This is a genomic window from Kribbella sp. VKM Ac-2568, assembly GCF_004345365.1.
Lineage (GTDB): Bacteria > Actinomycetota > Actinomycetes > Propionibacteriales > Kribbellaceae > Kribbella > Kribbella orskensis.
In genome coordinates this window covers 108,870-122,384 of the sequence record NZ_SLVF01000009.1, presented here as the reverse complement: position 1 = coordinate 122,384, position 13,515 = coordinate 108,870, and the positions used below count along the sequence as shown (strand labels likewise).

Below are 13,515 nucleotides of genomic sequence, written 5' to 3'. Positions count from 1 at the left end.
CGGTCCATTCGCTGGTGTCCATGAGGGGACGTTATTGCCCCTTGGGCGCCGTTGCGGAGGTCATCGGGTCGGCGGCGGAGACCTCACTGGGTGGTGGATCGGTGAGTGGTCTGACGTGGGTCACGAGGCTGATGAGTGTCTTACCGGGCTCCTCGAACGGGATCATGTGGGCTGAGTTCTCGAACCACACGCCGCGCTTGTACGGCGCGTCCACCGCCTCGAGCCAGGCCGCCGTCGGGGCTGACGGGGTGGTGTAGTCGTGCCGGCCCATGAACATCAGCACCGGGATTGGGAACTCCAGCACACCGGTGAAGTCGACATCCAGGAATTCCGGCAGGATCTTCGCCAGCGTGAATTCGTTGCCTTCGCCAATGGCGTCGATGTCTTCAGCGGCGTATTCGGGCGACAGCAGGGGTGCGTAGAAGTAGTAGTCGGAGTTGTCGCGGTAGGCGGTCAGGCCGCCGTAGTACTGCGGCCACTTCCGGGCGATGATGATCCGCTCGCGGGTGACCGGCGTCTCGCCGGGGTACGGCGCGATCGACTCCATTTCCCGGACGGCTTCCGAGTTGTTCGCCTGCCGGGCCTGCTCGAGTCCGTAGGTGAAACTGAGCTGCTCGTTGGTCCTCGTGTTGATGATCTGGCCGATGCCGACATAGGCGTGGACGAGGTCTGGCCGGGCGAGCGCGGCGTGGAATCCGATGACCGTTCCCCAGCTGTGTCCCATCAGCACGAGCTTCCGCGCGCCGTACTTCGCGACGATCGACTCGGCGAGCTCGATGGCGTCGCTCAGGTACTGCGCGATGTGGATGGTCGCCGCGATCGATTCCGGGTCGGAAGCACGGTACGTCTTGCCGGCACCCCGCTGGTCATAGTTGACGACGGTAAAGTACTCCTCCAGAGGCCGCTGAAACTGCCAGAGGGTGGGAGTCAGCGGCGAAGCGGGCCCGCCGTGAACAAACAGGATGATCGGGTTGTTCCGGTCCTGGCCGCGGACGCAGATCCATTGGTCGATTCCACCGATGCGGGCCAGGTGCGACTCCTGCACTCCGCGCGGACTCGTGATGCGGACCAGATCGGCGATGATCTCGCGCGCATCGCCGCCGTCGTCCTCGTGATCCTCGTGATTCTCGTGGTCCGATTCGGGGCTGTCGTCCATCGGGTCATCGTACGAACGTCCCGGGCCGTCCGCGGCCGGCCGAGCCCGGTGCGGGTCGCAATACGACCGGTGCGGTCGCTGTACGGCCGGTACGGGTCGCAGTACGGACCGTTGCCGGCAGTGGTGGAGTTCTCACCTTGTATGACGGTCGGTAACTTCGCTCATAGCGAGGAGGCTCGCAAGTTTGGCGGAACCGTGCTGGACTTCTGGCGCGGCACCGAGAACCCCTGCCACTGACGGAGGTACCCATGAACCAGGAATCCCAGGCCATCGATCCGACGGTCCCGCCGAGTGGGACGGGGTGCGTCGAGTGCGAGCAGGATGGCGGCTGGTGGTTCCATCTGCGGCGCTGTGCGGCCTGTGGACACATCGGGTGCTGCGACGACTCGCCTGAGCAGCACGCGACCGGCCATGCGGAGCAGACCGGTCATCCGGTGATCCAGAGCTTCGAGCCGGGCGAGGACTGGTACTGGGACTACAGGAACAAGACGTTCGTGGAGGGCCCCGCCCTGGCGCCGCCGAACCACCACCCCGAGGACCAGCCTGCGCCGGGTCCCGAGGGTCGCGTACCGCCGAACTGGCCCTCGAAGCTGCACCAGTAGGGGAGTCCGTCGTGACCACGTTGTCGGAGGCGGCTGCCCTAGCGAGCGAGGACCAGGGCCTCGCGGTTGTCGCGACGCGGCGTGCCGACGGGACCATCCAGTCGTCGGTGGTGAATGTCGGAGCTATGGCTCACCCGAACGATGGTGAGCAGGTGCTCGCCTTCGTCACCTACGGCCAGGTGAAGCTCAAGAATCTGCGAGCCCGGCCCGAGCTCGCGGTGACCTTCCGGCGCGGATGGCAGTGGGCCACGGTCGAGGGCACCGCCGAACTCGCGGGCCCGGACGACCGGCCCGAGTGGCTGACGGACGACGACGTACTGCGCGTCCTGCTGCGCGACATCTTCACCGCAGCCGGCGGCACACACGACAACTGGAGCGAGTACGACCGCGTGATGAAAGCAGAAGGCCGAACCGCAGTACTGGTCCGGCCAACTCGCATCTACACCAACCCTTCCTGACGTGCACCCCTCACGCACCGGTGAGGGCGGCGTGTCTGCCGGTGGTCAGGCACTGGCCTCGGTCGATCAATTGTTCGGCGATTCGGTCTACCGCGGCGGAGAAGGCGGGGGCGCTCTCTGCGTCCCAGTCCTCCAGCCGCGACAGGATCCAGACCCGGTAGGCGCCGACGAAGCGCTGGAACATCTCCAGACCGCGGGTGGTGAAGCGGTAGTGGCCGAGGGTTTCCGAGAGGTAGCCGTCGGCAACTAGTTCGGCGGCCAGCGGTTCGAAGACGCCCGGTGGGACCCTGAGGTCGCCGGTGATCTCCTGCAGGGTGGCGGATCCGGACTCGGTGCCGCCGCGGAAGACACGCAGGATCATCCAGGTCTGCGCGAGCGAGAGTGGGATGCCTGACTCGGCCAGTACCTCGGGGCCGGGGTTGCGTTTGTGGTTCTGGACGACGTAGGCGAACAGTTTCTGCAGTTCCTGTTCGGAGTCGGCCGAGGCCGGTGCGGCGAAGCTGTCGCCGACGCCGGAGTTCGCGTTCACCGACGTCCGGGCGGTGTCGCGCAGCGGAACTTCCTTCAGCAGCAGGGCAACCAGGAAGCCGAGGGCAGCCACCGGTACTGCGGCCAGGAACACCACGTGCAGCGCTTCGGCATAAGCGGCGGTGATCGCATCACGCGCCGCCGCCGGCAACGAGTGCACGCCCTCGACCGACTGGGCAGCTCGTGGATCGACACCAGGAGGAATCGCGCCTGCCAGCCGCTCGGGCAACTGCGCAGCGTAGACGGAGCCGAACACCGCGACCCCGAAGGAACTGCCCAGCGTCCGAAGGAAGCTCACCCCGGACGTCGCGACCCCGAGATCGGAATAGTCGACCGTGCTCTGGACGACCACTGTAGGTACGGGCATGCACAGACCGACGCCGAGCCCGAGCACCGCCATCGATCCAGCCGTCTGGAGGTAGCTCGTCTGGTTGCCCATCAACGACAGCAGGTACAGCCCACCGGCGATCATCACCGTGCCGACGATCGGGAAGATCCGGTAGCGGCCGGTCTTGCTGATCGTCTGGCCGACCGCCACCGACGCGACCAGCAGACCCGCGACCAGTGGCAGCATCTGCAGCCCGGACTCCGTCGCCGAGGCGCCGTGCACGTACTGCAGGTAGGTCGGCAGGAAGATGACCCCGCCGAGCATCGCGAAGCCGATGATGAAGCTCAGCAGCACGCAGACCGAGAACACCCGCGCTCGGAAGAGCCGGATCGGCAGCAGCGGCTCGGCCGCGCGCTGTTCCACCCGTACGAAGAGGATCAGCGCGATCACCGAACCCACCGTCATCGCGATGATGGTCGGCGACGTCCAGTCGTACAGGTTGCCGCCCCAGGTGGTGACGAGGGTCAGCCCGGTCGCCGCGAGGCCGATCAGCAGGATGCCGAGGTAGTCGATCGCCGGTTTCACCGCGGCCTTCACCGAGGGCAGCGTGATCGCGGCGACGACCAGCACGACGATGCCGAGCGGGATGTTGACGAAGAACGCCCACCGCCAGCTCAACTGATCGACGAACAGCCCGCCGAGCAGCGGACCGGCGACCGTCGCGACGCCGAAGACCGAGCCGATGAAGCCCTGGTACTTGCCGCGCTCGCTGAGCGGTACGACGTCCGCGATCACCGCCGTCGCGGTCACCAGCAGGCCGCCGGCGCCGAGACCCTGGAGCGCGCGCGAGCCGACCAGCCAGAGCATCGAGTCGGCCAATCCGCACAACGCCGAGCCGATCAAGAACAGCACGACGCTGATCAGGAACATCGGCTTGCGCCCGTACAGGTCGCCGAACTTGCCGACCAGCGCGGTCATGATCGTCGCGGCCAGCAAGTACGACGTGACCACCCAGGACAGGTGGTCGGCCCCGCCCAGGTCGCTCACGATCGTCGGGAGCGCGGTCGCCACGATCGTCTGGTCGAGGGCCGCGAGCAATATTCCCAGCAGAATCACGACCACCACGGCGTTCTGCGTGGCACGTCCGACAGGCTGAGCCTCGGTCTCCATCACCTGAATCTAGCGACCACAGAACAGCCCGCCACCACAAACCACCCCGATCCCGTCTCGGATTCCCGCCCCAACCGAAGAGGCCGGGCCAACCGCACGCCTCGTGGACACTGCGGCGACGTAGAAGCCGCGTCCTGGGGTGGGGGAGCTAGCGACGAGAGAGCGACGCAGGACCGAGCGTCGAAGCCGGCGTGGGTTCCGGGATTGCGTGGGACGTACGATGGGTGGGTGCCATCGACACTGCCCGAGGGGGAGGTTGCGCCCCGGGACGGGTCGCTGCCGGAGTCGGCCGTCCTCGAAGCGGCGACCCGGCCGTTCGGCTTCTACCTGCACGTTCCGTTCTGCGCCGCGCGCTGCGGCTACTGCGACTTCAACACCTACACCGCCAAGGAACTCGGTGGCGGCGGTTCGCAAGCGTCTTACGCGCAGACAGCGGTGGAGGAGGTCCGGATGGCCCGGCGGGTTCTGGGTGACCTGGACCGGCCGGTGGACACGGTGTTCTTCGGCGGAGGTACGCCGACGCTGCTCCCCGCGGAGGACCTCGGCCGGATGCTGGCCGCAGTACGGGACGAGTTCGGGCTGGCGGCGGACGCCGAGGTGACCACCGAGGCCAATCCCGAGTCCGTCGATCCGGCTTATCTGGCCGCGATCCGGGAGGCCGGGTTCAACCGGGTCTCGTTCGGGATGCAGAGCGCCACGCCCCACGTGCTGCAGATCCTGGACCGCAAGCACACCCCGGGCCGCGCGCTGCAGGCGGCGAAGGAGGCGACGGCGGCGGGCTTCGAGCACGTGAACCTCGACCTCATCTACGGCACGCCGGGGGAGTCGCTCGACGATTGGCGGACGTCGCTGGAGTCGGCGCTGTCCGCCGAGCCCGACCACGTGAGCGCGTACGCGTTGATCGTCGAGGACGGCACCCAGTTGGCCCGGCGGGTCCGCCGCGGCGAGTTGCCGATGCCGGATGACGACGACCTCGCTGACAAGTACCTGCTCGCCGACGAACTGCTCAGCGGCGGCGGCCTCGACTGGTACGAAGTCTCGAACTGGGCCCGTACTGCGGACGCCCGCTGCCGGCACAACGAGCTCTACTGGCGCGGTGACACCTGGTGGGGCATCGGCCCGGGCGCGCACAGCCACGTCGGCGGCGTCCGCTGGTGGAACGTGAAGCACCCCAGCGCCTACGCCGATCGCCTGGCCGCGGGGGACAGCCCGGCGTACGCGCGGGAGGTGCTCGACGAGGAGACCCGCCGGGTGGAGCGGGTCCTGCTGGAGATCCGGTTGTCGGCAGGGTTGCCGGTCGACGTGCTCGACAAGCCCGGCCACGCCGCGGCACGTCTAGCCATCGCCGACGAATTGCTGGTGGAATCCGGGGACCGCTTGGTCCTGACCCAGCGCGGCCGCCTCCTCGCCGACGCCGTCGTCCGCGACCTGCTGCCCTGACGCTTTTCCGAAACGGTGCCGTGGCGCTTATCGGCGATTTCCCGGAAAGTTTCGGCGCCAGCTGCTCACTGTCTGTGTTCGCCGGAACGGCCGGCCCGGCTTCGTAAGTTGTTGACTTCGTCAGGTCAATTCAGGAAAAGAGCGGGAAATGCAGCCCTGTGTCACCGGCGTGGTTCACACCGTGACAATCCGCCTCGCTATGTACTGACCTAGTCGGTGTCGTGTCTCAGAGTGACGGTGTGGTCCTTGACACACTCAGTTGAAACGCTCGAAACTCAGGTCACTTTTAAATCAGAGCGCTCTCAACCCGTCCTCAGTAACAGGGAGCATTCCAATGCGGCCCAGTGCCCGCCAATGCAGTGCCGTCATTGCCCTTGCTTGCAGCCTCACTCTGCTGGCAGCCGGCTGCGGTGGAAACGATCAGGAGAGCTCCGCCGGGTCCGGCGACGACGACGGCCCGAGGGTCGAGCTCACCATCGCGACCTTCAACGAGTTCGGGTACAGCGACCTCTACCGGGAGTACGAGGGCCTGCACCCCAACATCAAGATCACCGAGCGCCGGGCCGAGACGGTCGACGACCACGTCAAGAACCTCGAGACGAATCTGGCCGCCGGTTCCGGGATGGCCGACATCGAGGCGATGGAGGTCAGCTGGATCTACAAGTACCTGGCCAAGGCCGACAAGTTCGTCGACCTGCGGCAGTACGGCGCCGACGACCTGAAGGAGCGCTGGCTGGACTGGAAGGTCGCCGGCGCCACCACCAGTGAGGGCAAGATCATCGGGTACGGCACCGACATCGGGCCGGAGGCGATCTGCTACCGCAAGGACCTGTTCGCCAAGGCCGGCCTGCCGACCGACCGGGCCAAGGTCGCCGCGCTGTTCCCTGACTGGGACTCGTACTTCGCCGTCGGCCGGCGGTTCAAGTCGAAGGTGCCGAACTCCGCCTGGTACGACTCCGCGGTGCTCACCTGGGAAGCGATGCGCAACCAGTTGATCCAGGCGTACTACTCCAACCAGGACCGGTACCTGGGCGAGGAGAACCCGCTGCTGAAGAAGACCTGGGACCAGATCGTCCGCGGTACCGACGACGGGCTGTCCGCGAAACTGCCGGCCTGGAGCCCGGCCTGGACCAAGGCCTTCCGCACCGACGCCTTCGCGACGATGGCCTGCCCCGGCTGGCTGCTCGGGGTGATCGCGGACAACGCCGGCAGCTACGGCAAGGGCAAGTGGGACGTCGCCAACGTGTTCCCCGGCGGCGGTGGCAACTGGGGCGGCTCGTACCTGACCGTCCCGGCCCAGTCGCCGCAGCCCGGGGAGGCCGCGAAACTGGCCGCCTGGCTGACCGCGCCCGAGCAGCAGATCAAGGTCTTCAAGAAGGTCGGCTCGTTCCCCTCCACCGTGGACGCGTACGACGCGCCGCAGGTGAAGAGCCAGGTGAATCCGTACTTCAACAACGCGCCGGTCGGCAAGATCTTCATCGACCGCGCGAAGAACGTGATCCTCAAACAGCACAAGGGCCCTCGCGACGGCGAGATCAACCAGGTCTTCACCGAGGCCCTGGCCCGCGTGGACGAAGGCAAACAGAAGCCCGAGGACGCCTGGAGACAGGCCCTCAACGCCAGCGAGAAAGCCGCCAACACCCGCAAGGGCGGCTGACCGAGCAACCACCGAAGGGGCAACGAGTTCAGCCGACGCGGAACTCGTTGCCCTTGTGTGGTGTTGGGCGCGGTCGGAGGCATCTTCGTACTACGGTGTGAACGTCACAATCAGCTCGGGAGGTCCGTTGTCTATGCGAGGTCAGGACAGTGGATCTCCGACGTTGGAGCAGGTGGCCGCACTCGCCGGGGTTTCGCGGGCGACCGTGTCGCGGGTGGTGAACGGGTCGCCGAAGGTGCTGCCGGAGACGGTGGCCGCGGTGGAGCGGGCGATCGGCGAGCTCGGGTATGTGCCGAACCGCGCTGCCCGCGCGCTGGTGACCCGCCGGACGGACTCGGTCGCGCTGGTGGTTCCGGAGCCGGACAGCCGGGTGTTCTCGGACCCTTTCTTCGCCGGGATCCTTCGCGGCGTCAGCATGACCCTGGCTCCCACCTCATCGCAGTTGGTGCTGTTGATCGAGCCCGCGGAGGGTGACGACCAGCGCCTGTTGCGGTACCTGCGCGGCGGGCACGTCGACGGTGCGATCATCGTCAGCCACCACGGTCGCGATAACGTGCTGCAGGAGCTCGCCCAGTTGCCGCTGCCGATCGTGTTCAGCGCCCGCCCGCTCGGCGTCGAAGTACCGGTCGCGAGCGTCGACGTCGACAACGTCGCCGGAGCCCGTACTGCGGTCGAGTACCTGGTGTCCATCGGACGACGCAAGATCGGCACCATCGCGGGGCCGCTGGACATGACCGCCGGCATCGATCGCCTGACCGGGTACAAGGAGGCCGCCGCCGAGGCGGGAGTGACCGAAGCCGTTGCCTTCGGCGACTTCACCGCGGACGGCGGGGAGCAGGCGGCGATGCAGTTGTTCGACGAGCACCCCGACCTCGACGGAGTGTTCGTGGCGAACGACCTGATGGCGACCGCCGCGCTGCGGGTGTTGTCCCAGCTCGGCCGGCGGGTGCCGGACGACGTCGCGGTGGTCGGGTTCGACGACTCGGTAGTGGCGACCACGACCACGCCGAAGCTGACGACCGTGCGGCAGCCGGTGGAACTGCTCGGCGCCCGGCTGGCCGAGATCCTGCTCGCCAAGATCGGCGGCGCCCAGTTGACCAGCCCGGAGATCTTCAACACCGAACTGATCATCCGCGGCTCGGCCTGACCTCGGCCCAGAGCGTTAGGGCGGGTCGTTCTCGAACTGGAACTGCACCCGGATCGAGTTGTCCAGCGGTACGACGAGCGTGGTGTTCGAGGCAGTCCAGTTCTGCGGCACCAGGAACAACCGGTTCTCGCCGACCACGAGCAGCCGGAGTCCGCGGTACCGGTAGTGGAAGGTCTGCCCGGATCCCGGCCGGAGTGCGGTCTCCTCGAGCCCGGGCGAGCGGAGTTGCAGTTTCTCCTTGGTGTCGAGGATGACCACCGGGAACTGGTCGAGGTTCTCGGCATCCGACTTGGCCAGCCCGCGTCCGGAGTACTGGGCGGTGGTCGCGGTCGCCCAGAACGCGCAGGTGATGGTCACCACCGCGAGCAGCCCGAGCAGGACGGCGTGCGGTCTGCGCTGCTCCAGCTTGGTGGTGAGGTACGAGAGGTAGGCGAGCGCGGCTGCCGCCAGCCCGATGACCACGGGTACGACGAGCGCGTAGTACGGCAGGTCGCCGAGCAACGGATAGCCGATGAGGCCGACCACTCCGAGCAGCAGCACGACGACGGCCACCCGGCGGGCGCGGGTGATTCCGGCGGCGGTCGGCTGGATCGCGTTGTGCAGCAGGACCACGGCGACCGCGATCAGGGTGAGCACGAGCAACGGAACCAGCAGCGGCTGCGGGCTGCGCATCACGTAGTCCTGGGTGCTCAGGCCGATCGTGTCGACGTCGATCCCGAAGTACTCGTACTGCGACCGCGCTGAGACGTAGCCGAAGTAGAACAGCAGGGCGCTGATCAACGTCACCGGCGCGACGATGCCGGCGGCGAAACTCACCCAGCGTTCGGCCTGGGACCGCTCATCAGCCATTCGACACGAGATCGCCCGGCGCGAAGGAGATCTGGCTGCCAGGGATGTCGCCGGCCAGGCTCTGGCAGTCCGCCTCGGTCTCGCAGGTCGCGGTCACGGCGATGATCAGCTTGGCGGCCCGGTCGCCCCGGGCGACCTGACGGGCTCCGACGTAGCAGGGCGTGAAGCTAGTCGTCTGCCACGTCACCTCCGTGCACGGCCGCAGATCCGTGTCGCACGCATCCTGGTAGAGATCGAAGAGGTCCGTGGGGTCCAGGCTCGCCTCGCCGAGCTGGATGGTCGTACCGGCCGGGATCGGGTTGCGGCCCAGCCAGTTGACCTCGGCGCACTGGTCCGCGCCCTCGGTCTGGACGTTGCCGCCGATCGGCGCGGACGCGATCTGGATGGAGGGTTTGTCCCGGGTCGCCTGGGTCGACTCCGGATTGGTCGGCTCCACCGGCGGCTCGCCGGTCGTATCCGTCGTCGATGTGTCCGTCGGCGTCAACGTGGTCCCTGGATCGGCCTCGTCGTTCGACCCGCCGCAACCCACCAACAGCATCAACAGCACCACGCAGATCGGCGCCGCTGTCCGCCACGAATTCACGACGACCACCCCCACCACATGATGACGGTGCGTGCTTCTCCCGACAACAGTTCGGCTGCCTCTTTGTTCACTCTCCGCTGCGATGACTGTCGGAGCCGGTCACGGCCGTGATATCTGTGATGCCTGACAAGGGGGGCTTCTGCATGTCCGACCGTGAGATCCGGATCGCGCTGGTGCTGAACGGTGGTGTCAGCCTCGCCGTCTGGATGGGCGGGGTCACGCACGAGCTCGACCTGATCCGCCGCGCGTCCGGCTCCGGTACGGCGTCCGCGCAACCGTACGACGAGGTGCTCGCCAAGAGGTGGCGCGAGCTCTGCCATCGCGGCGGCGAACGTCGCCGGGTCGTCGTGGACGTGATCGCCGGGACCAGCGCGGGCGGTCTGAACGGGTCACTCCTCGCAACGGCGATCTCGCACGGCTCGACGCTCGACCCGGACGGCGACCACGGACCGTGGCTGCGGCAGCGCTGGGTCGGCCTCGGCTCGCTCGAGGTCGGCAAGCTGGTTCCGGCCGTCGGCGTGCCGTCCACCTCGGTCCTCGACGGCAAGTACTTCCTGAACGAGCTGAACAACCTGCTGGAGGGTGTCGCCGACGCAGGCAAGTCGGAGGACTCCGAGCCTGTGACGTTGTTCGTGACCGCCTCGGGCCTCGGAGTCCAGCAGTTCGAGGCGAAGGACGCGGCCGGCCAGCGGTTCGTCGTACCGGACCATCGGTACCTGTTCGCCTTCACGAGTGAGAAGGCCGCCGTGTACGACGGCGCGACGCGGAAGTTCTCGGTCTCGGAGAAGAACGGGCTGAAGGACACCAAGCTGCTCGCCCGGGCGGCCCGCGCGTCCGCGTCGTTCCCGGCCGCGTTCGGGCCGGTGCTGGAGACGCCGAGGCTGGCCGCTTCGCCGCCGCGGATTCAGCCCGGTCCCTACCAGGCCGACTCCGGCGCCTGGCTCGTCGACGGCGGCGTCCTGGACAACGCGCCGTTCGGCCCGGTGCTCGACGTCGTCGCCCGGCGCCCTGTGACCGGTCGCGCCAGCCGGTACGTCCTGTACGTCGTACCGTCGGCCGGCATCGGGTCCGCCGAAACGCGGCTGGTGGACGCGACCGAGCCCAACTGGCGGGTGTCGGCGCTGTCGGCCGCGCAGTTCCCGCGCGAGGTGGACTTCCGATCCGACGTGGAGCAGCTCGAGCGGCTGCTGCTGGAGGCGGACGCATCCTGGTCCGACTCGCAGCGCCTCTTCGATCGTTGCGTGGAGCAACCAGTCGAGCGGGGCCGGCTGCGGAAGGCCGCCGAGCTGCTGCAACCGGCGTACTCGCGCGGCCGGGCTGCCGGTGGCGTCTGGGAGGCGGTGACGATCGCGACGCACGACCAGTCGACCGTGCTCGACGCCGCCACCGCGTTGTCCGAGGCCGAGATCGACGACATCCTCAACACCGGCCACCCGTGGGTACCGGGGCCGGACGGCTCGACCGCGCCACTGCGAACCGACATCGACGAGAACCCCTGCTGGGACTGGGGAACCGGCGCAGCCGAGCGCGTCGTGCGGCTGGTACTCCGGTCCCTGCGCACGCGGATCGACAAGGCTCCGCCGGCGGACCGGCCCGACCTGGAGCGGCGGCTGACGGCGACCAGCGACAGTCTGCAGAAGGTGCTGGCAGTCCGGGACGCCCTGTCCGAGAAGCTCGCCGAGGCGGACCTCGATCTGCAGCCCGCCGGCGGGGCCGAGGCGGTCGCGGTCGCGCTGAACGACATCTTCGAACTGCTCCAGGTGCGGCGCGCGCTCGGCGACGAGCTGGACGCGCTGATCAAGGTCGTCGGCCCGGACGTGGTCGAGACGGCGCTCGAGGTGGAGATCGTGTCGCGCTGTACTTCGGCACGGACCCCGCAGCAGCGCAGTGCTCCGTTCCAGTTCCTGCGGCTGGGACCGGACATCCCGCTGACGTTGCTCGACGACCTGCCGGAGGGGTCGATCGCCAACGACCTGAAGGACCGGATCCTCTACGGCACCCAGGTCGGCCACTTCGGCGCCTTCGGCGCGGCGGACTGGCGGCGCTGGGACTGGCTGATGGGCCGGCTGCACTGTGTCGCCCACCTCGGCGCGATGCTCGGCGCCGACCCGGACTGGATCCGCGAGACCCAGCGGCAGGTGCTCGAGGCCGAGGAGTGGAAGGTCGACAAGGTCGCCGAGCGAGTGCAGCGACTGGCCGTGGACTTCCCGGTGGAGGCCGGGCTGGGCGCGCTGACGACGATGCGGAACGAGCTGAACACCACCAAGGAAGGCATCGCGACGACCAAGGGTCTCGCCGACCGGATGGTCGACGTGTCCGGTGGATTGAGCCCGCAGGTCGGCGACTGGGTCAAGGCGATGGCGGCCCGGAAGAACGAGCCGGACTCCTGGTTGCTCAAGCTCGCCCGCTGGCTCACCGAGCCGGCCCGCCACAGCCTCTGGCATCGGCTGGTGAAGAACGTCGACCTCAAACCCGCGGCCCGGCCACTGCTCTTCCAGCAGTGGTTGCCGGTGGCGTTCGTCGGTGCGGGCGTTCTGCTCCTGGTCGTCGCGGGCGTGGTCGACGCCGCCGGGGTGCGGATCATCGCGTCGCTGCTCGCCGGACTCGTCCTGACCGTCGGCGGCGCTTTGTTCGCCGGCTCGTGGTACGTCCGCCGCCAGCGGCGCCGGATCCGCGCCTGGATCGAGAAGCGGATGCCGCCGATCAGTCCATCGTCACGAAATCGATGAGCTCCTCGACCCGGCCGAGCAACTGCGGCTCGAGATCGGCGTAGCTCTTCACCTTCGACAGGATGTGCTTCCAGGCCGCGGCCACGTCGGCCTGGTCGGTCGCGGGCCAGCCGAACGTCTGCAGCACGCCTTTCTTCCAGTCCTGCCCGTGCGGGATCTTCGGCCAGGCCGCGATCCCGAGCGAGGACGGCTTCACGGCCTCCCAGATGTCGATGAACGGGTGCCCGACGACGAGCACGTGCCGGTTCGTCACCTGCGCCGCGATCTTCGACTCCTTCGACCCGTCGACCAGGTGGTCCACCAGGACACCCAGCCGCCGGCCCGGTCCCGGCTGGAAGCGGTTCACGATCGCGGGGAGGTCGTCGACACCCTCGAGGTACTCCACCACCACGCCCTCGATCCGCAGGTCGTCACCCCAGACCCGCTCCACGAGCTCCGCGTCGTGCCGGCCCTCGACGTAGATGCGGCTGGCCCGGGCGACCTTGGCCCTGACGTTCGACACCGCCACCGAGCCCGACGCAGTACGGGTGTTCTTGGCCGGTGCAGCCTTCTTGGGAGGCTTCAGCGCGACGGGTTTCCCGTCCACCCAGAACCCGGGGCCGAGTGGGTAGGTGCGGATCTTCCCGTGCCGATCCTCGAGATCGACCACGCCGTGCTCCCACCGCACCACCGCGCCGACGAACCCCGATGACGGCTCCTCGACGACCATCCCCTTCTCGAGCTCGATCTCGACGGTCCGCCCGTTCTTGGGCTTCCGCCAGTCCCCAGCCAACACGTCATTCCCATACCGATCAGCCACCCCCACACCGTAATCCGCCCGCCGTCCCTTCCTGCTCAACCACACACCCCGTACTGCGGGGCGGTCCCT

The 13,515-nt window shown here is 68.1% G+C and carries 11 protein-coding genes; 6 read left to right on the top strand and 5 right to left on the bottom strand.

Annotated elements, in window-relative coordinates:
• Window positions 1–31: 31 nt before the first annotated feature.
• Window positions 32–1,156 carry an alpha/beta fold hydrolase gene (locus EV648_RS26035; RefSeq protein WP_132297050.1) on the bottom strand — a complete coding sequence of 375 codons (1,125 nt, stop codon included), beginning with the start codon at window positions 1,154–1,156 and terminating at the stop codon, window positions 32–34.
• 248 nt (window positions 1,157–1,404) lie between these two features.
• On the opposite strand from EV648_RS26035, the gene EV648_RS26030 reads away from it, so the two are divergent.
• Together EV648_RS26030 and EV648_RS26025 are read left to right on the top strand one after the other, a co-directional pair.
• Window positions 1,405–1,758, top strand: a complete 354-nt coding sequence (locus EV648_RS26030) for a UBP-type zinc finger domain-containing protein (RefSeq protein ID WP_132297047.1) — start codon at window positions 1,405–1,407, stop codon at window positions 1,756–1,758.
• Between the two features lie 11 nt (window positions 1,759–1,769).
• Window positions 1,770–2,216 carry a TIGR03618 family F420-dependent PPOX class oxidoreductase gene (locus EV648_RS26025; RefSeq protein ID WP_132297044.1) on the top strand — a complete coding sequence of 149 codons (447 nt, stop codon included), beginning with the start codon at window positions 1,770–1,772 and terminating at the stop codon, window positions 2,214–2,216.
• Between the two features lie 10 nt (window positions 2,217–2,226).
• On the opposite strand, the gene EV648_RS26020 is transcribed toward EV648_RS26025, so the two are convergent.
• Window positions 2,227–4,242: an MDR family MFS transporter gene (locus tag EV648_RS26020; RefSeq protein WP_132297041.1), complete on the bottom strand. Its 2,016-nt coding sequence runs from the start codon at window positions 4,240–4,242 to the stop codon at window positions 2,227–2,229.
• 228 nt (window positions 4,243–4,470) lie between these two features.
• Here EV648_RS26020 and hemW point away from each other — a divergent pair, with 228 nt between their 5' ends.
• The 3 genes from hemW (at window position 4,471) to EV648_RS26005 (ending at window position 8,486) form a co-directional block, all read left to right on the top strand.
• Complete coding sequence (hemW, locus tag EV648_RS26015; RefSeq protein WP_132297038.1) at window positions 4,471–5,682, top strand: radical SAM family heme chaperone HemW; 1,212 nt, start codon at window positions 4,471–4,473, stop codon at window positions 5,680–5,682.
• 334 nt (window positions 5,683–6,016) lie between these two features.
• Window positions 6,017–7,339, top strand: a complete 1,323-nt coding sequence (locus EV648_RS26010) for an extracellular solute-binding protein (protein ID WP_132297035.1) — start codon at window positions 6,017–6,019, stop codon at window positions 7,337–7,339.
• Between the two features lie 133 nt (window positions 7,340–7,472).
• A complete protein-coding gene (locus tag EV648_RS26005) occupies window positions 7,473–8,486 on the top strand; it encodes a LacI family DNA-binding transcriptional regulator (RefSeq protein WP_132297032.1) in 1,014 nt (337 codons plus the stop codon).
• Window positions 8,487–8,501: 15 nt separating this feature from the next.
• On the opposite strand, the gene EV648_RS26000 is transcribed toward EV648_RS26005, so the two are convergent.
• Window positions 8,502–9,335: a hypothetical protein gene (locus tag EV648_RS26000; protein WP_132297029.1), complete on the bottom strand. Its 834-nt coding sequence runs from the start codon at window positions 9,333–9,335 to the stop codon at window positions 8,502–8,504.
• Window positions 9,328–9,918 carry a hypothetical protein gene (locus tag EV648_RS25995; RefSeq protein WP_132297026.1) on the bottom strand — a complete coding sequence of 197 codons (591 nt, stop codon included), beginning with the start codon at window positions 9,916–9,918 and terminating at the stop codon, window positions 9,328–9,330. The genes EV648_RS26000 and EV648_RS25995 overlap by 8 nt, the downstream gene beginning before the upstream one ends.
• A 143-nt stretch (window positions 9,919–10,061) precedes the next feature.
• Here EV648_RS25995 and EV648_RS25990 point away from each other — a divergent pair, with 143 nt between their 5' ends.
• Entirely contained in the window at window positions 10,062–12,647 is a 2,586-nt protein-coding gene (locus tag EV648_RS25990) for a DUF3376 domain-containing protein (RefSeq protein WP_158294068.1), read from the top strand.
• Here EV648_RS25990 and EV648_RS25985 read toward each other — a convergent pair.
• Window positions 12,622–13,446, bottom strand: coding sequence for a DUF3097 domain-containing protein (locus EV648_RS25985; RefSeq protein WP_132297020.1), 825 nt, complete (start codon window positions 13,444–13,446; stop codon window positions 12,622–12,624). The two genes, EV648_RS25990 and EV648_RS25985, sit on opposite strands and share 26 nt — an antisense overlap.
• Window positions 13,447–13,515 lie beyond the last annotated feature (69 nt).

Bases quoted from the DNA above. Each gene is read 5' to 3' on its own strand.
- EV648_RS25990 (WP_158294068.1), top strand. From the start codon at position 10,062: ATGTCCGACCGTGAGATCCGGATCGCGCTGGTGCTGAACGGTGGTGTC.
- EV648_RS26000 (WP_132297029.1), bottom strand. From the start codon at position 9,335: ATGGCTGATGAGCGGTCCCAGGCCGAACGCTGGGTGAGTTTCGCCGCC.
- EV648_RS26035 (WP_132297050.1), bottom strand. From the start codon at position 1,156: ATGGACGACAGCCCCGAATCGGACCACGAGAATCACGAGGATCACGAG.
- EV648_RS26030 (WP_132297047.1), top strand. From the start codon at position 1,405: ATGAACCAGGAATCCCAGGCCATCGATCCGACGGTCCCGCCGAGTGGG.
- EV648_RS26010 (WP_132297035.1), top strand. From the start codon at position 6,017: ATGCGGCCCAGTGCCCGCCAATGCAGTGCCGTCATTGCCCTTGCTTGC.
- EV648_RS26020 (WP_132297041.1), bottom strand. From the start codon at position 4,242: ATGGAGACCGAGGCTCAGCCTGTCGGACGTGCCACGCAGAACGCCGTG.
- EV648_RS26005 (WP_132297032.1), top strand. From the start codon at position 7,473: ATGCGAGGTCAGGACAGTGGATCTCCGACGTTGGAGCAGGTGGCCGCA.